A 16,971-nucleotide genomic window follows, 5' to 3' on the forward strand; every position below is an offset into this window, starting at 1 on the left:
AGTTGGAGTATATCGGGAAGAGTGTCATTCGGAAAGAGGCCCTTGAAAAAGTGACGGGTAAAGCGAAATATACGGATGATTTTCAAGAAACAGGCACATTACACGCAAAAATGCTGGTCAGTCCATATGCGCATGCCGATATTGTGTCTATGGATTTTTCAGAGGCTTGGAAGATTCCCGGAGTGAGAGCGATATTGGGTGATGAACCTTTTCCGCTTGCAGGTGAGGAAATTAAAGACAGATCGCCGATTGCTTATAAAAGGGTCAGATACCATGGTGAGCCGGTTGCTGTTGTTGTTGCGGAAAATCCGATTACGGCTAAAAAGGCAGCGGATGCCATCAAAGTATCCTATAAACCTCTTCCCGTCGTCAATTCCCCCCGCGAGGCCTTTCAAAAGGATGCGCCGCTCGTCCATGAAAATGCGGACCGTTATGAGAAGACAAAAGGTGTATTCCCGGTTCCGAAGACAAATATCGCAAACCTGGATAAGGTTAGAAAAGGAAATATTGAAGATGGGTTTAGGGAAAGTGATGTGACAGCAGAATTCCAGATTTCCTTTAACCCTTCTGATCACGCTGCGATGGAAACAAGATGCTCGATTGTTGAAATTCGGGCGGATGAGGAGATTATCATTACCACATCCTCTCAAGCTCCTTTTGCCATTAAAAAATTAATGCAGTGGTATTTTGGAATCGAACCCGGAAAGGTTATCGTCAAAACGCCTTTAGTAGGAGGAGCGTACGGGGGAAAAGCAGCCGTTCAGTTAGAGGTGATTGCCTATTTGGCATCAAAAGCGGTTGGAGGCCGGCCCGTCAAATTGTTTAATACGAGAGAAGAGGATCTGATCACATCTCCCGTTCATATCGGGTTGGATGCCATTGTCAAATTAGGGGCTGCAAAGGATGGAATCTTAAAGGCGGCAGACATTCAGTTTTTATTTGATGGCGGAGCGTATTCTGATAAAGGAGTGGACATCAGCCGGGCTGCAGTGGTGGATTGTACGGGTCCGTACGCTATCGACCATATACGGTGTGATTCATATTGTATGTATACGAATCATCCATATCCAAGTGCATTCAGGGGGTACAGCCATGCTGAAGTGTTATTTGTCTTTGAGCGGACGATGGATGTATTGGCGGAAAAGCTGAACATGGACCCGTTAGAACTCCGCTATAAAAATGCCATTCGCCCCGGCGACACCACACCGACTCAAGTTCTTCTCAATTCAAGCACGGTCGGAAATGTGCCGAAGTGCATTGAAAGATTAAAGGAATTAATGAATTGGGACGAGGGACAGCGAATTGAAATCGACGGCCGGAAGATACGGGCGAAGGGAATCAGCTGCATTTGGAAAACTTCAACATTTGATACAAATGCAACGTCCGGGGTTCTTTTAACCTTTAATCCCGATGGAAGCATTAACTTGATGTCAGGCGTAGTGGAAATTGGAACAGGGACAAAAACAGTGCTAGCCCAAATCCTGGCGGAACGAATGAAAATGGATATAAACAAAATTCATGTAAAAATGCTTATAGATACACAAACAACACCCGAGCATTGGAAAACCGTGGGGAGCAGAGGGACGTTAATGGCCGGAAATGCCGTACTGAATGCAGCGGAGGAAGCCATTCGAAAGCTTAAGGACGTGGCATCATGTGTGTTGCGGGTTCCTGTCGAGGAATTGGAAGTGGCCGACGGAAAGGTTTATTTTATAGATTATCCTGCTGTACATGTTGAAATAAAAGACATTGCTTACGGATACACGTTTCCAAATGGAAATACCATTGGCGGCCAAATCATTGCGAGCGGCAATTACACATTAACCCGGATGACGAATTTAGACCGGGAAACGGGAAGGGGGAAGCCGGGACCCGAGTGGGCTGTCGGTGCTCAGGGAATTGAAGTTGAGTTGGATAAACGGGATTATACGTACCGAATTACAAAAGCCTATTCTGTTGTGGATATAGGAACTGTACTGAATGAAAAAGCTGCTAGGGGTCAAGTGATGGGGGGGATGAGTATGGGAATCGCATTTGGAGGAAGAGAAACCTTTGTATTTGATTCATATGGCAGAGTATTAAATCCTCAGCTTAGAACATACCGCCCCCTTCACTATGGAGAGCAGCCTGAATATATCATAGAATTTGTTGAAACCCCGCATGTGATTGCGCCTTATGGGGCGCGCGGAGGCGGGGAGCACGGACTGTTGGGGATGCCGGCAGCATTGGGAAATTGCCTTTCCGCCGCTTTAGGTGTCCAATTGAATCAACTTCCTCTCATTCCCGAACAACTATGGAGAACGCAAGAGGGGTGGAAAGATGATACCGTTTGATTTCGACTATTTTAAACCGAAGACCATTAAAGAAACAACCCGCCTGTTTCACTCGCTTGCGGCCGAAAAGAAAACACCAATGTATTATTCCGGCGGCACGGAAATTATCACGTTAGGAAGGCTGAATATCATCTATACGGATGCGGTGATAGATATGAACGCGCTTCCGGGATTTCAAACCATCCGCTTTTATGAACATGATCTGGTGATCGGAGCAGGCGTATCATTAACGAAACTGGAGGAAGAAAATCCATTTCCGCTATTAAGTAAAACAGTAAGTGAAATAGCCGATCGGACGACTCGAAATAAGATCAGCCTGGGCGGAAACATTTGCGGGGGCATCTATTACCGTGAGGCCGTGCTGCCATTGCTGATTTCTGATAGTTTGCTAGGGATTGCAGGGAGAGCGGGGATTCATTACCATCCTATAAATAAAGTATTTAACAGGGAAATACAATTGCGAAAAGGAGATTTTTTATTTCATGTCGTTGTCGATCGAGCGTATGTTGACCTGCCATTTGTCAGTATCAAAAGAAGACAGCAGTGGAATGTCGGGTATCCATTGGTGACAGTCTGTGCGCTGAAAAAAGATGATGAGATCAGAATGGCCTTCAGCGGTGTATGTCCATTTCCGTTTCGTTCTGCTGAAATGGAGGCTGTGCTTAACGATAAAAGCCGATCAGCAGAAGAAAGAGTACGCAGGTCTTTACAGTATGTACCCAAACCCGTTCTTGATGACGCAGAAGGCTCAAGTGAATACCGAATATTTGTCTTGCAAAATACAATTTTAGATGCCTTATGGGAATTAGAAGGAGGTCCAAATGTCTGATCCTATTACGTTGAAAGTAAATGGCGAGGAAAGACAGATTACGGTCAGACCGGCTGATACTTTGTTATTTGCTCTTCGTCTTCGTCTCGGATTAACTGGTGCAAAGCCGGGCTGCTTAAATGGGGATTGCGGCGCCTGTACGGTATTAACGGACGGGGTGCCGATGAAATCTTGCTTAATGCTTGCGGCAGAAGGGGAAGGAAAGGACATTACGACAATTGAAGGACTGATCAATACACCGATTCAAAAGGCCTTTATTGAAAAATTCGCGTTTCAATGCGGTTATTGCACACCGGGGTTTCTCATGAATTGTCATGCTTTAGTGAATACTGAGCCGGATGCAAGCGATGACACGATAAAAAATTGGCTGGAGTCCAATATTTGCAGATGTACCGGTTACAGGGAGATTGAAGAAGCGGTTAAATCCGTTTTACATACAGGGAAAGGGACTTCTTAGTTCGCAACCGTAAAAAAAGAGCCCAGAGAATCATCCCTGAACTCCATATTCTTCACTTCATATACCGATACTCCCGCAGTTTCTCCAAAATCGCCACTTCTTTCATCAGTTCTTCACCGACGTTTGTTTCTTTCACTTTCTTCCGCTCCAGCTCTTTGTCGACTAATCGTTTCACTGTTAAGACGTCGGTTCCGGTGCTCAGCACTTCGGCCTTGGAGTTAAAGTGTTTATGGGCGACGAGCTGCATGCCGTAGGAGTTGTATAAGAGCGTGTAGCCGGCGATGCCTGTTGTGGATTGGTAGGCTTTGGAGAAGCCGCCGTCGATGACGATCATTTTTCCGTTTGCCTTGATCGGATCTTCGCCTTCGATTTCTTTTACCGGTGTATGGCCGTTGATGATATGGCCGTGATCCGGGTTGAGGCCGAATTCCTTCAGGATGTTTCGGCAGGCTGCTTCGTCTTCACGCAAATAGTAATACGGGTTTTTCTTTTCTTTATGCGTTTCCTTCTCTTTAATGAAATACCGCTCAAAGGTTGTCATGGCGCGTTTTCCAAAGAGGGAGGAGTATTCGCCTGTCCATAAGTACCACGTCATATCTGTCGCCAAATCATCGGTTTCTTCCGGATGGGCAAACGCTTCCCGTAAGAACCGTTCAAAAACATCGAGCAGCTCACGGCCTGCATAAGCTTTATCCTCTATCATCATCGTTTCCATGCTGCCGTTTTCATCGACGGGAATACAGCCGTGAATCAGCAGGTTGCCGTTATATTTTAAATAAAGGCTGCCTTTTTTCATCATAAAATTCATATGGCGGCCCAGCTTTTCGGAGTTCTGAACAGAGAACAGCAGCTTGTCCATGACTTCTGCTTCTTCTTCTAACAGCTCGTCAGGCTGTTTAGGATTCACCGTCGCAAAGCAGGTGTTTTCCAGCTGATATGTTTTTCCGTTCAGCGTGATTTCATTGCGGTCATAATCGATCTTTTCCAGTAACAGCCGTTCCTCCATATTAAAGTTCGGCCGTCTCTTAATAATCGGGCTCTCAAGCTTGAATTGGATCATCGCGATCGCCTGATGAATTTTTGTGATTTGTTTAATCTCATCTTCCGGTCTGTTTTCGTCCGCTTTCGGGCGGAAAGACGGGTTATCATCGTAATACTTTTCGGCAAGGTTCAATAGCGGTCTCAGATTGATGCCGTAAACGTCTTCAATAATATCCAGATTGTCATAGCGGGCACAGATGCGGATAATGTTTGCCAGGCATACTTTTGAGCCGGAATAAGCGCCTATCCAGAGAACATCATGATTCCCCCATTGAATATCCACTGAATGATAGTTGATCAGTTCTTCCATGATCTTATCCGGCTGCGGTCCGCGGTCGTAAATATCGCCGACAACATGCAGATGGTCGACCACCAAACGCTGCGTGCTGTAGGCAAGGCCGGTGATCAGCTTATCGGCCTGACCGAGCGCAATGATCTGTTCTATGATTTCGGAATAGTATTGTTCTTTGTTGGCGGCTTGTTCTGTTTTGTACAGCAGCTCTTCAGAAATATAAGCAAATTGGGCGGGCAGTGCTTTGCGTAATTTGGAGCGGGTGTACTTGGAAGAACAATAAGAAACGAGCTTAATCATCCGATGAATCGTTTCTTTATACCACTCGTTTAATGCCTCTTTCGTATCAAAGTCATGTTTGATCAGCTTTAGTTTGTCCTCAGGGTAATAGACCAAAGCCGCCAGTTCATCAATTTCTCTATCGTAAATGACGCCGCTGAAAATATCGCGGATCTTCTCTTTTACTCTTCCTGAACCGTTCCGCAGCACGTGCTGGAATGCCTGATACTCCCCATGCAGATCACTGACGAAATGCTCGGTTCCTTTCGGCAGGTTCAGTATCGCTTTCAGATTAATGATTTCCGTGACCACTTTTTCTTCACAATCGTATTTTTGTGCGAGCAGATCTAAATATTTGGTTTCCAATCTCGTCCATCCCCTTTTTATTTACGAGCCATTGTATGGTAAGGTGAATTTAAAGTATGACATAAAGTTTACATCATTAGACCTTATATGATAGTACCGCAAATCGCCTTTTTGAGACAATGAAAACGGAAAATACGGCGCTTCAGGCATCGAAAATTGGACCGGGATAACGCCGTGAGCTCATCCCCCTATTGACAATGAATTCAACTTCCATTAAAATAAAAAGTTAGCTGATAGGTATTTCTATCAGAAACTCAATACGTAGCAGGCTATGATTGCTGTGGGTCGCACTACAGCAGGAGCGGCTTCTGGAGAGACCGCGGGTTTTCCGCGGCGCCGAAGGGTTCACAATCTCAGGCAAAAGGACAGAAGAGTACCGAATATGTATTTGTCATGCTGTTGATTGTCAGCGGCGCAAATATAATTTGATATTCTTATGACCATGAGATTGGAGGGCATCCAATCTCTTTTTTATTGGCTTTTTTTGCTCGTCGTTCACTAGAGAGGTAAGGAGGAGTCAGATGTGGAGCAGCGAGAGCTAAAGAGGGACTTATCGAATCGGCACGTGCAGCTGATCGCCATTGGCGGCACGATCGGCACCGGATTGTTTTTAGGGTCTGGTAAGGCGATTCAGCTGGCGGGTCCTTCTATCATCTTTGCGTATTTTATTGTAGGTATTGCGCTTTTTTTCGTCATGCGGGCGCTGGGAGAACTGCTGTTATCTAAAGCGGGCTACCAATCATTAACGGATATTGCCGAGGCGTACTTAGGGCCGCGTGCAGCGTTTGTCACCGGCTGGACCTATTGGTTTTGCTGGATTATGACGGCTATGGCGGATGTGATCGCCGTCGGTGTATATGTGAAATATTGGTTTGACATTCCGCAGTGGGTTCCTGCACTTATCTGTTTGCTCATTTTATTAGGGCTTAATCTGTTAACGGTCAAGATTTTTGGAGAATTGGAGTTTTGGTTCGCCTTAATTAAGGTAGTCACGATTCTCGCGTTAATTGTCATCGGGGTGGTTCTGCTGGTGATTGGGTTCAAAACGCATACCGGAACGGTTTCAGCGGCGAATCTGTGGGAGCACGGCGGCTTGTTTCCGAACGGATTTTCAGGCTTTTTGCTTTCGTTCCAGATGGTGATCTTCGCCTATGTCGGTGTGGAATTAGTGGGTGTGTCGGCGGCGGAAACGTCAAATCCGAAAAAAAATATTCCGTCCGCTATCAATAAAATTCCTTTACGGATTTTATTTTTCTACGTCGGGGCATTGCTCATTCTTTTATGTATTAACCCGTGGATGCAGCTGAATGCGGCGGAAAGTCCTTTTGTAAAGACCTTCAGTCTGGTCGGCATCCCGTTAGCCGCGGGAATCATTAATTTTGTCGTATTAACGTCTGCCGCTTCTGCTTGTAACAGCGGGATGTTTTCAACAAGCCGGATTTTGTATAACTTAAGCAAAACGAAACAAGCGCCTGCAAGTTTTGCGAAGCTGAATAAAAATCATGTGCCGAGCCGCGCATTATGGATATCGGTTATTGTGCTGTCAGCTGGCGCTCTTTTAAGCAAATTGATACCGGAAGCGGCTTTTGGCATCGTGACAACCATCAGCGCGATTTGTTTCATATGGGTGTGGGGCGTGATTCTGGTCTGTCATATCAGATACAGGAAAACCCGTCCGGACTTACATGCAAGCTCGTCTTTCAAGGCGCCGTTTGCACCGTTTATCAATTACGCCGTGCTGGCGCTGTTTGCCGTCATTCTGGTGATTATGCTGTTTGCGGATACAACGCGCCCGGCTTTGCTGCTGACGCCGCTGTGGTTTATTGGACTGTTTCTTATCTATCGGGCGAGAGGGAGAAAGACAGATTGAATTGCTTCAGACGGTGTACTGCCATGCAGTATGCCGTTTTTTGTTTTGATTGGAAAGCGGGAATATTTGTTAGAATTCAGGCTATAATGGTTGTATAATTTAAAAAAGTGTATAATTTTAAATCAAGCGAGGTGATAATATGAAGTATGAGAAGTTATCTAAGCTTTTTTATAAAATGGATGCTGATTCATATGAGAAAGAATTTAAAAAGAGAACAAGCAGCTATGGCAGTTATTCAACATCATTAAACATACGGGGGTTCCGAAAAGGCCGACCCACGGACGATTCATTTGAGCTATTTTATGTGAATACACATAAACTCATGAAGCTGAATAATGAAGTGTTGTTAAACAGTTCCAAAATTTCATCCCTTATCAGTCAGCTCCCCGAATTTGCCGTCAAACCTTATTTTGATAAATTAATTATTAATGAAGCACAGAGTAATAATGAAATTGAAGGAATCCGCAGTACAAAAAAAGAATTGAAAGAGGCTCTTAAAGCGTTAGAACAATCCGAGCCCTCACATAAGCGGTTTGTTGGATTGATGAAAACATATCAATTTATAGACCGAATTCCGTCGTTTACAAGCATTCATGACTTTAGGGAATTATATGACGAGCTGGTCGCAGATGAAATCGGAGCAGAAGATGCGCCGGATGGTGAGCTATTCAGAAAAGGCTATGTTGAAGTGAACGATGGGAACATGACCACCCATATCGGCGTTAATTCTGAACAGAAGATAACAGAAGCGCTTGAGGCTTTAATTGCTTATCTTCATGATGAAACACATCCCCAGCTGTATCGTTACATGACAGCTCATTACTACTACGAATACATTCATCCTTTTTATGACGGCAATGGAAGAACAGGACGCCTTATCGTTGGGAGTTATTTGTCCCGATACTTAGAAAAATATTCAGCCATCACTTTTTCTTACGCAGTTAATAAGAACAAAGATAAGTATTATAAGGCATTAGAGGAAATTCCCGCACCTTTAAACCGGGGAGAGCTGACTTTTTATTTAATGGATATGCTGGAATTGCTTCTGTCAGGACAAAAAGGGATTATTGAGGATCTTGAATTTAATTTAATGAAACTGAAACGAATTAGGAACTATATTGATAGCGATCAATGGGCTGATTATAAGGATGAACGTGATATTTTTAATATCATTATCACGATTAATGTATTTGTAAATGATCAGGTTACGCTGTCGGTGCAAGATTTAATGGAGCTCTCAAATAAATCGAGACATAAAATTAACAGAGTAATGGATTATTTAGAACAGCAAGGATTTGTTGAGCTGGTAAGCAGAAGGCCAAAATCTTATAAAATCAGCGAGGATTGTTTAGAGGAAATACTGCCTTCTTAATTAGTATATTTAAAAAAGCCGCCATTCATATGGCGGCTTTTTACATTAATTCCGGATCAAATAATCAAATGCGCCTAAAGCGGCAGTTGCACCTGATCCCATGGAGATAATGATTTGGTTGTACGGGCCGTCTGTGCAGTCCCCTGCGGCAAATAGGCCGGGAACGCTTGTCGCGCCGCTCTTATCGACGATGATTTCGCCGATGCGGTTGCGTTCGACAGTTTCGTCTAACCATTCTGTATTAGGCACGAGACCGATTTGGACGAATACACCTTGAAGTTCAACGTGTTTTTCTTCGCCTGTTTCACGGTCAACGAACGTAATGCCGTTTACGTTTTGGTCGCCTGTGATTTCTTTCGTTTGTGCATTTTTGTGCACAGTGACGTTTGGCAGGCTGTAAAGACGTTTTTGCAGGACTTCGTCTGCTTTCAGTTCAGGCGCGAACTCCAGCACAGTCACGTGATTGACGATACCTGCAAGGTCAATCGCCGCTTCGATTCCGGAGTTTCCGCCGCCGATAACGGCTACGTCTTTGCCTTCAAACAATGGTCCGTCACAGTGAGGGCAGTAAGCGACACCTTTGTTTTTGAACTCTTGCTCACCAGGTACGTTGACATTGCGCCAGCGGGCACCTGTTGAAAGGATCACTGTTTTACTTTTCAGTACAGCGCCGTTTTCAAGTTCAAGTTCGAAGAGGTCTTTTTTCTCAAGGCGTTTCGCGCGCTGCAGGTTCATGACGTCAATATCATAATCTTTCACGTGCTCTTCAAGGCTTGCGGCGAGCTTCGGTCCTTCAGTCGCTTTGACGCTGATGAAGTTTTCGATGCTCATGGTGTCGAGTACCTGGCCGCCGAAGCGTTCAGCGACGACACCGGTGCGGATGCCTTTACGCGCCGTGTAGATGGCCGCGCTTGCGCCGGCAGGTCCGCCGCCGACAACAAGAACGTCAAAAGGCTCTTTGTCGGCAAACTCAGACGCATCTGCGCCGCTGCCCATTTTCGCGAGAATCTCTTCGATGGTCATACGGCCGCTTCCGAAAGATTCACCGTTTAAGAAAACAGTCGGAACAGCCATAATGTTTTTGCTTTCTACTTCTTCTTTGAATGCCGCGCCGTCAATCATTGTATGAGTGATATTCGGGTTGAGCACGCTCATCATGTTTAATGCTTGGACGACATCAGGGCAGTTGTGGCACGTCAGGCTGATATAAGACTCGAAGCGGTATTCTCCGCTGATGTTCTTAATCTGGTCAATGACCTTTTGATCAGCCTTAGGCGCTCTGCCGCTGACTTGAAGCAATGCCAGCACTAATGATGTAAATTCGTGGCCGAGAGGAACACCGGCGAATGTAACGCCTGTGTCTTCTCCGGTACGATTAACGCTGAAGCTCGGTGTTCTGTTTAATTCAGTTTTTTCAACTGAAATTTTAGATGACATGGAAGCCAGCTCGTCAACGAGAGCCAGCATGTCCTTAGAAGTGTCATCGTCACCGGCGCTTACTTTGAGAACAATGTCGTTCTCAATTAGCTGCATGTATTGATTTAATTGTGCTTTGATATTTGCATCAAGTACCAATGGAATGCACTCCTTAGATTTTACCTACCAAATCAAGGCTAGGTGTAAGTGTTTCGCCGCCTTCTTCCCATTTAGCCGGGCAGACTTCACCTGGGTTTTGACGAACATATTGAGCCGCTTTTACTTTGTTTACAAGGTTGCTTGCGTCACGGCCGATACCGCCTGCATTGATTTCAACTGTTTGGATGACGCCATCAGGATCGATGATGAATGTTCCGCGGTCAGCAAGACCAGTTTCTTCGTCAAGAACGTCGAAGTTGCGGGAGATCGTTTGAGATGGGTCACCGATCATTGCATAAGTGATTTTACCGATTTTTTCAGAGCTGTCATGCCAGCCTTTGTGTACGAAGTGAGTATCTGTAGAAACAGAGTATACTTCAACACCTAATTCTTTCAGTGCAGCGTATTGTCCTTGAAGATCTTCAAGTTCAGTCGGGCAAACGAAAGAGAAATCCGCTGGATAGAAGCAGAAAACGCTCCATTGACCTTTCAAATCTTCGTTTGTTACATCGATGAATTCACCGTTTTTGAAAGCTTTTGCTTCGAATGGCAGTACTTCTTTTCCGATTAAAGACATAATATCTTCCTCCTGAAATGTGATTTGAAATATATTAAAAAGACAAAGCATTCACTTTATCTTTCAATAATAATTCTAATTATATATAGATTATTAAATAACATTTATTTTTTGTCAAGCTATATGGGGTATTATTTTCTGCTTTTTTTTGCTTTAGACATTTAAAAATGCCTGGTATAAGCGGTTTGGCGCTGTTTGTCATGTTTAGCGCCGGGCGAAAGGGGGATTCTCAATTGGTGCAGAATAATATCAAGAATCCACCCTCTATATGGTAGTATAAACCAAAGAGGGGACGGTCATGCAAATAAAGTAACTTTGTTCAGGAACACTTTTATGAATGGGTGTTAGGTTTTTAAAAAAATGATGAGTCCGGTGACTGGAATTTAAAGATATATATTTGTTTTGAACTTATTCAATTATGGATAGCGGATGTTCTTATATTAGCTTTACCTCATATATCATCATGAGTGATTTTTTGAAAGAGATTTAAGTGTGAAATGAAGATGGTTTTACGCAGGGGTGTTAGGAACGCAAAAATAATATAAATATCAAGCCAGTTTTAACAAAGACGTTAAATAGGAGTGTAGAAGTTGACCATACCAGGATATCAAGAATTTATGTACCCTTTTTTAAAGATTCTTTCAGATAAAAAGGAGCACAGATTACAAGACTTATACGTGAAATTAGCAAAAGAGTTAAACCTGTCAGAGGAAGATGCAGAAAAATTATTACCCAGCGGAAACCAAAAAGTACTTCATAATCGAATCGGTTGGGTAAGAACATATTTAAGTAAAGCCGGTTTAATCGACATTGTCAGACGGGGTGTTTTTCAGATCACCAGCGAAGGCTTAGAAATAATTAATGACCCGAGTGTCGCCAGTATAGATAATAGATTTCTAATGAAGTATAAGAGCTTTCAGAGATTCAAACAGACGGGTAAAGACAGCAATCAACAGGAAAGTGAGCCGTCGATTACTTCAGAGCCCAGAACTCCCAATGAAATCATTGAACAGAATTATAATGCTGTTAAAAATGAGATTAAAGAAGAGTTACTGAACCAAATATACAAATGTTCTCCTGCCTTTTTTGAAAAACTAGTCGTAGAATTGCTTGTTGCTCTTGGATACGGCGGTTCATTAACAGATGCAGGCACGGCTATAGGGAGATCTGGAGATGGCGGCATAGATGGAGTTATCAAAGAAGACATTTTAGGGCTGGATATGATTTATCTTCAAGCCAAGAGGTGGAAAGATTCTGTTTCAAGGCCGGAAATACAAAAATTTGCGGGCAGCCTGGATGGGAAAAAAGCGAAAAAGGGTGTGTTTATTACTACATCTGTATTTACTGATGGCGCAAAAGAATATGTTAAAGTGATCGATAAAAAAATTATATTAATTGATGGAGAGAGGCTAACGGATTTAATGTTCAACTATAATGTCGGCGTTAGTTTAGAGAGTACTTTTGTTATCAAGAGAGTTGACCTGGATTATTTCGAAGAGTGATTAAAAAGAGGTGCTGTTAAAAACAGCACCTCTTTTTCGGAAAAAAATGGATGAGCATCTTTACAATGCTATTTTCGGAACCGATAATAAAAAGACAGTTTAAGTAGTGGTAAATCATTCAAACATAATAAAAAAAGGGTGATCAAAAATGGAAGTTAGAAAAACAAAGTTCAATTATTTATACATTGTTTGGTCTGGGCTGACAGTTTTGATTTCAATTATGATCTTCAGAACATTATTTCCTTTGGCGCTTTTTCCAACGGTTCTTCTTTTTTTATCCGTTTACGGATTGTTATTCTTTATGAATTACGGACTTTTTGGGGACTGGAGAAATAGAATAAGGGCCGGGTTAAGGCGCCCGGCAACCATTGGAGAAAAGGAGTACCTTGAAAGGTTAAACGATGAAGTTTTTATAAGCGTACAAAGACATTATCCTCATGTGAAAAAAGCGGATCTTTTTTTAATAGATGATGAGGGTATTAATGCATTTGCACTGGGGTTTAAAACGATAGGATTGACTTCGGCGGCTATGAGAAATTTAAGTGATGGTGAGCTAAAAGCGGTACTGGCCCATGAGTATGCGCATCTTGCTTTTAAAGACACATTACACCTTGTGATGTTTAATTCCAGTTTTACTATTTTGAGTATCGCACTGTTGCCGCTGTATGTGATGGGATTCTTTATATGTTTTATTCTGGGGTGTATTGAAGGGCTTCTGAACGGCGGATCAAATCCTTCTGTGTCTGGGGGGTTATTAAATATATTCTTCAGGCTGGTCGGATGGTGTTATATAACGTACTGCCGTTTGGGATTTTATTTTGTGAATATCGGAAGCAGAGATTTTGAATATCGGGCAGACGAAGTAGCTGCGAAAGCGGGTTTCGGAGATGAGCTGTTAGAATTTTTCTATCGGATTGAACGTGAACATATTGACGTTCGAAAAGGTTTTATCGCTTTATTAGCTTCCACTCACCCCTATACTGCTTACCGAATTGAGAATATTGAATCATTTTTGAACGGAGTCAGGCAAGAATATTGATGCATTCATTGTCTTTATAACCAAAGGGGGTATGATCATGCAAATAAATAACATTACTTTGTACAGTTGTGCGTTGGAGGAGACGAAACACTTCTATGAAAGGGTGTTAGGTTTTCCTTTAATTGATGAGTCCGGTGATTCGTTTACCATCAAGGCGGGAGAAAGTGAGTTGGAATTCAGGCGCGCCGATTCTCACTCTCATCCGACGTATCATTTCGCGTTTAACATTCCGAATAATCGTTTTGATGAGGCGAAGGCGTGGATAAAGGATAAAGTCGTTTTTCAAACGGAAGATGGGGAGGATGAGGTGTATTTCTCTCATATTCAGGCGCGTTCCTTTTATTTCAAAGATCCGTCCAACAATCTGGCGGAATTCATCGCGAGAGACACATCGCCGCCAAGCGCGGAACGTTTTTCGATTGAGTCCGTTCTGAATATCGGCGAGGTGAATCTGACGGCTGCCGAGGTCGTATCAACCGGGAGGGAGCTGCAGCGTTTCGGCATTCCGGTGAGAAAGCATGCGCCCCTTAGGGAAGACGGGTTTCATTTTATGGGTGATTACAATGATGGGGCGTTTTTGCTTTTAGGGGCGAGCGGCCGCCGCTGGATTTTTTCTGATCAGCATGCGGAGTTCCATCCGCTGTCTGTCATTGTGAACGGGACGATCCGCATTGAGGCTGACGGAAAGGGCGGCATTGACATCAGGCGGGCACAGCCGTCATAAAAAAGCCCGGGCTCAAAAGGCCCGGACTTGGAGACATTATTTATAGACAACACGGGTGCTGCACATGATGTCGTGCAGCGTTTTTTTCTCTCCGAAGGCGCCCATGATGAATCCGATATAAAGAATGAGCTTAGATATGATATATGCGAAAGCGCGTCCGAAGGCCTGGCCGATGGATATCCGTCCGCCATCCTCATTGACGACTTTAAGGCCGAGCAATGCTTTTCCCAGGGTCCCCTGCATCTTTGAGGCCGTGAGCAGGCTGAAATATAAGATACTGATCACAAAAGAGCTCACAAGAATCGGGATGACGCCGAACACCATAAAAGAGATGTTAAACTGATTTTCGGTCATGAAGGGGTCAGCCGCCGCAACGCCTGCCGCAAATAAAAAAGAGACCATAAATTGAATGATAAAAATCGGAATTCCTATGATGATTTGATCAATGACGTAAGCCAGAAACCGAATCCAAAATCCTGCCGGTCTTTCCATGTATCTTTTTCTCTCCCTTGCTTTAATCTGGAATATTATACGTAATCATTCCGGATTTTGCAACGGAGCTTAAGCTTCGGCGAGCAGCCTCTTTCCCCATGCCAAGCGTCCCATGATCAGCCCGAAAGCCAGAAGGGCAAACATGATGCCGCACCACATCAGCTGATGGATTCCCAAATGTGAAATAAACCAGCCGCCCGCTGCCGTTCCGATGGTGATGCCGAGGTTGGAAAAGGAGACAAACAGGCTGTTGCCGAATTCGGGCGCCTCCTTTGCTTCCGCAGTAAGCCATGTCTGGCTGACAATGAGCCCGCCGGAATGAACGGCGCCCCATACGAAGACGAGGACGGCCATCGGCGCGAAAGACGTCCCAAACCCGTATATGAGCAAGTAGGCGGCTGTATAAAGAAGCGGAAACAGGATGACGGTCTTCTTCATATTTTTATATAACAAAGCGCCGAAGACGAAATTCCCGGCTATCATAATCACTCCGAAGCTCATCAGCATAAAGCTGACCCATGTGCCGTTCATATGGGACACCCGTCCGAGGTACTCCGCAAAATAGCTGTAGACAGAAAACATGGCCGCAAAGAGACAGGTGACGGCAGCGATATTGAGCCACAAAGCCGGTTTGCGAAGGATACCGAGCTGGCTTCTGAAAGACATTTTTTCTGTGACCGGCATGGATGGCAAAAAGAGAAGAATGCCCGTGAACGCGATGAGACTGATGATAGCGCCGAATAGGAATGCTGATTCAAGGGAGAGACGATCCGCCAGATAAGACGTGAAAGGCACGCCGAACGCAAAGCCGGCGGTGATGCCTGAAAAGACTTTCGTTACGGCTTTTCCGGATTGGCCGGCGGGGACAAGCCGGGCCGCGGCCGCAAGCGCTACAGAAAAGAACACCGGGTGGCATAAAGCCGGAATGATCCGAAACGCCAGCATGACACTGAAATGCGCCGTATACGCGTAGACCGCATTTGAAACGGCAAACATCAGCACCGCTACAAGCAGAATGTATTTTCGGTTTATATCTGAAGCAAGCAAGGTCAAAAACGGTCCCGACACAGCGACGATGAACGCGAAAATACTGACAAGCCACCCCGCTTTTGAAGCAGAAATATGAAATCTGTCCGCTACTTGCGGAAGAACGCCGATAATGCCCATTTCGGTCGTGATAATTCCGAAAACCCCTAATGCCAAAAACAGAATGAAGATGGAACTGCTTTTTTTCATTGTTATGTATGCCTCCTTTTATAACTACATATACAGAAAAATAGATATGTTAGAACAAAAAAAGCCCTCCTTTCATGGTTATAGATGGTGCTGAACATAGTCAGCAAAGGCTTTAATTTGTTTTTCATTCCTTCTGTAATAGGTCCACTTTCCGATCCGTTCAGATTCCAGCAGGCCGGCTTTTTGCATGGTCAGCAGGTAGCTGGAGATGACGGACTGCGCAAGCCCCGACTTTGCCTGAATGTCACCGACGCAAATGCCGGTGCGGAAACTGAGTCCCTGCTCAAGATAAGGTCTTTCATCAAAATGGTCCTCCGGGTGTTTAAGCCACGTCATAATATCACTTCGTGTTTTGTTAGATAGCGCTTTATGAATCAATATTGGTTCCATAACGTTTATTATATCTATTTTTCTGGATTTGTAAATTCGTTTTTAACAAAACATTCTCAAATTAAGTAAAAATCGTGCTAAAATATAACATATTATCAGATTACCGGTAAAAAAGCCGGGTTATTGTCAGGAGGATATTCACATGAATCAAAAGAAAAAAGGTGCGGTTGCGGTGACCTTGCTTTCCGCTCTGCTGTTTTGTTTATTGCCGGTCCTCGTCTCGCTTTCTCCGCTTGCGGAAACGGGGCCGAACGCGAATCGTTTTAATTCCGCGGGCATGTGGGCCGCCGTCGGCCAGATCCTTGTGATATATGCGGTCCCGCTCATTTTGTATATTCTCGGTATTCGTGTCATGAAAATCATCATGGCCGTTTTTTGCGGAATCGGGCTTATCATTTGCGCGGCTGTCTTGTTGGTGACGTTATTGACCGCAATTTCCTTAGGGCAGGAGCTGTCTCTTTATTACGGCCTTTTCGTTTGGTCAGGCGCGGCTTTTATCGTCAATGTGGTGTGGTATATTGCCGCGTTTCGACCATCCCCGAAGCATCAGCAGGCTATGTGACATTTGTTCTATAAATCTACCGAAAATACAAATAT

Annotated in this window: 15 protein-coding genes and 1 riboswitch; of the genes, 9 read left to right on the forward strand and 6 right to left on the reverse strand. The window is 44.2% G+C overall.

The genetic code is table 11. The annotated features are described in order from the left end of the window. Positions 1 to 2 precede the first annotated feature (2 nt). From OQ477_RS11680 to OQ477_RS11690, 3 genes are read left to right on the forward strand one after another with little or no spacing between them, the layout of a single operon-like run. On the forward strand, positions 3 to 2,333 hold the full coding sequence (locus OQ477_RS11680) for a xanthine dehydrogenase family protein molybdopterin-binding subunit (protein ID WP_265972545.1): 2,331 nt from the start codon (positions 3 to 5) through the stop codon (positions 2,331 to 2,333). After that, positions 2,320 to 3,162, forward strand: coding sequence for an FAD binding domain-containing protein (locus OQ477_RS11685; protein WP_265972546.1), 843 nt, complete (start codon positions 2,320 to 2,322; stop codon positions 3,160 to 3,162). The genes OQ477_RS11680 and OQ477_RS11685 overlap by 14 nt, the downstream gene beginning before the upstream one ends. After that, positions 3,155 to 3,619 carry a (2Fe-2S)-binding protein gene (locus OQ477_RS11690; protein WP_265972548.1) on the forward strand — a complete coding sequence of 155 codons (465 nt, stop codon included), beginning with the start codon at positions 3,155 to 3,157 and terminating at the stop codon, positions 3,617 to 3,619. Before OQ477_RS11685 ends, OQ477_RS11690 begins: the two co-directional genes overlap by 8 nt. Positions 3,620 to 3,671: 52 nt before the next feature. Here OQ477_RS11690 and fbp read toward each other — a convergent pair whose 3' ends face one another. After that, entirely contained in the window at positions 3,672 to 5,597 is a 1,926-nt protein-coding gene (gene fbp, locus OQ477_RS11695; protein ID WP_014419314.1) for a fructose-1,6-bisphosphatase, read from the reverse strand. 298 nt (positions 5,598 to 5,895) lie between these two features. Next, positions 5,896 to 5,976: riboswitch (glycine riboswitch) on the forward strand. 144 nt (positions 5,977 to 6,120) lie between these two features. Between fbp and OQ477_RS11700 the strand changes: the two genes are divergently transcribed. Then, positions 6,121 to 7,467, forward strand: coding sequence for an amino acid permease (locus OQ477_RS11700; protein ID WP_265972550.1), 1,347 nt, complete (start codon positions 6,121 to 6,123; stop codon positions 7,465 to 7,467). Between the two features lie 139 nt (positions 7,468 to 7,606). Continuing rightward, the gene (locus OQ477_RS11705) at positions 7,607 to 8,839 is read left to right on the forward strand and encodes a Fic family protein (RefSeq protein ID WP_007407860.1); all 1,233 of its coding nucleotides are present in this window, start codon (positions 7,607 to 7,609) and stop codon (positions 8,837 to 8,839) included. Between the two features lie 45 nt (positions 8,840 to 8,884). Here OQ477_RS11705 and ahpF read toward each other — a convergent pair whose 3' ends face one another. Together ahpF and ahpC are read right to left on the reverse strand one after the other, a co-directional pair. Further along, positions 8,885 to 10,414, reverse strand: coding sequence for an alkyl hydroperoxide reductase subunit F (ahpF, locus tag OQ477_RS11710; RefSeq protein ID WP_007614902.1), 1,530 nt, complete (start codon positions 10,412 to 10,414; stop codon positions 8,885 to 8,887). Between the two features lie 13 nt (positions 10,415 to 10,427). Beyond that, positions 10,428 to 10,991, reverse strand: coding sequence for an alkyl hydroperoxide reductase subunit C (ahpC, locus tag OQ477_RS11715; RefSeq protein WP_004393188.1), 564 nt, complete (start codon positions 10,989 to 10,991; stop codon positions 10,428 to 10,430). Positions 10,992 to 11,581: 590 nt separating this feature from the next. Between ahpC and OQ477_RS11720 the strand changes: the two genes are divergently transcribed. The 3 genes from OQ477_RS11720 to OQ477_RS11730 all read left to right on the forward strand — a co-directional run bounded on the left by OQ477_RS11720 (position 11,582) and on the right by OQ477_RS11730 (position 14,256). Further along, positions 11,582 to 12,493, forward strand: coding sequence for a restriction endonuclease (locus OQ477_RS11720; RefSeq protein WP_265972551.1), 912 nt, complete (start codon positions 11,582 to 11,584; stop codon positions 12,491 to 12,493). A 148-nt stretch (positions 12,494 to 12,641) separates the two neighbouring features. After that, positions 12,642 to 13,532, forward strand: coding sequence for a M48 family metalloprotease (locus tag OQ477_RS11725; RefSeq protein WP_022554016.1), 891 nt, complete (start codon positions 12,642 to 12,644; stop codon positions 13,530 to 13,532). Positions 13,533 to 13,569: 37 nt separating this feature from the next. After that, positions 13,570 to 14,256: a VOC family protein gene (locus tag OQ477_RS11730; protein WP_265972552.1), complete on the forward strand. Its 687-nt coding sequence runs from the start codon at positions 13,570 to 13,572 to the stop codon at positions 14,254 to 14,256. A 36-nt stretch (positions 14,257 to 14,292) separates the two neighbouring features. Here OQ477_RS11730 and OQ477_RS11735 read toward each other — a convergent pair whose 3' ends face one another. The 3 genes from OQ477_RS11735 to OQ477_RS11745 form a co-directional block, all read right to left on the reverse strand. Then, on the reverse strand, positions 14,293 to 14,748 hold the full coding sequence (locus OQ477_RS11735; RefSeq protein ID WP_265972553.1) for an RDD family protein: 456 nt from the start codon (positions 14,746 to 14,748) through the stop codon (positions 14,293 to 14,295). 69 nt (positions 14,749 to 14,817) lie between these two features. Beyond that, positions 14,818 to 15,984: an MFS transporter gene (locus OQ477_RS11740; RefSeq protein WP_265972555.1), complete on the reverse strand. Its 1,167-nt coding sequence runs from the start codon at positions 15,982 to 15,984 to the stop codon at positions 14,818 to 14,820. Between the two features lie 78 nt (positions 15,985 to 16,062). Then, positions 16,063 to 16,374 (reverse strand): ArsR/SmtB family transcription factor, encoded by a 312-nt coding sequence (locus tag OQ477_RS11745; RefSeq protein ID WP_265972557.1) that lies wholly within the window; start codon positions 16,372 to 16,374, stop codon positions 16,063 to 16,065. A gap of 142 nt (positions 16,375 to 16,516) precedes the next feature. Here OQ477_RS11745 and OQ477_RS11750 point away from each other — a divergent pair, with 142 nt between their 5' ends. Next, positions 16,517 to 16,936 (forward strand): DUF5391 family protein, encoded by a 420-nt coding sequence (locus tag OQ477_RS11750; protein ID WP_265972559.1) that lies wholly within the window; start codon positions 16,517 to 16,519, stop codon positions 16,934 to 16,936. Positions 16,937 to 16,971 lie beyond the last annotated feature (35 nt).

The organism is Bacillus sp. ChL18 (assembly GCF_026241425.1).
Lineage (GTDB): Bacteria > Bacillota > Bacilli > Bacillales > Bacillaceae > Bacillus > Bacillus velezensis.

Excerpts from the sequence above, each read along its gene's own strand:
- OQ477_RS11685 (WP_265972546.1), top strand. The coding sequence starts at position 2,320 with ATGATACCGTTTGATTTCGACTATTTTAAACCGAAGACCATTAAAGAA.
- OQ477_RS11690 (WP_265972548.1), top strand. The coding sequence starts at position 3,155 with ATGTCTGATCCTATTACGTTGAAAGTAAATGGCGAGGAAAGACAGATT.
- OQ477_RS11705 (WP_007407860.1), top strand. The coding sequence starts at position 7,607 with ATGAAGTATGAGAAGTTATCTAAGCTTTTTTATAAAATGGATGCTGAT.
- ahpC (WP_004393188.1), bottom strand. The coding sequence starts at position 10,991 with ATGTCTTTAATCGGAAAAGAAGTACTGCCATTCGAAGCAAAAGCTTTC.
- OQ477_RS11725 (WP_022554016.1), top strand. The coding sequence starts at position 12,642 with ATGGAAGTTAGAAAAACAAAGTTCAATTATTTATACATTGTTTGGTCT.
- OQ477_RS11730 (WP_265972552.1), top strand. The coding sequence starts at position 13,570 with ATGCAAATAAATAACATTACTTTGTACAGTTGTGCGTTGGAGGAGACG.
- OQ477_RS11735 (WP_265972553.1), bottom strand. The coding sequence starts at position 14,748 with ATGGAAAGACCGGCAGGATTTTGGATTCGGTTTCTGGCTTACGTCATT.
- OQ477_RS11740 (WP_265972555.1), bottom strand. The coding sequence starts at position 15,984 with ATGAAAAAAAGCAGTTCCATCTTCATTCTGTTTTTGGCATTAGGGGTT.
- OQ477_RS11745 (WP_265972557.1), bottom strand. The coding sequence starts at position 16,374 with ATGGAACCAATATTGATTCATAAAGCGCTATCTAACAAAACACGAAGT.
- OQ477_RS11750 (WP_265972559.1), top strand. The coding sequence starts at position 16,517 with ATGAATCAAAAGAAAAAAGGTGCGGTTGCGGTGACCTTGCTTTCCGCT.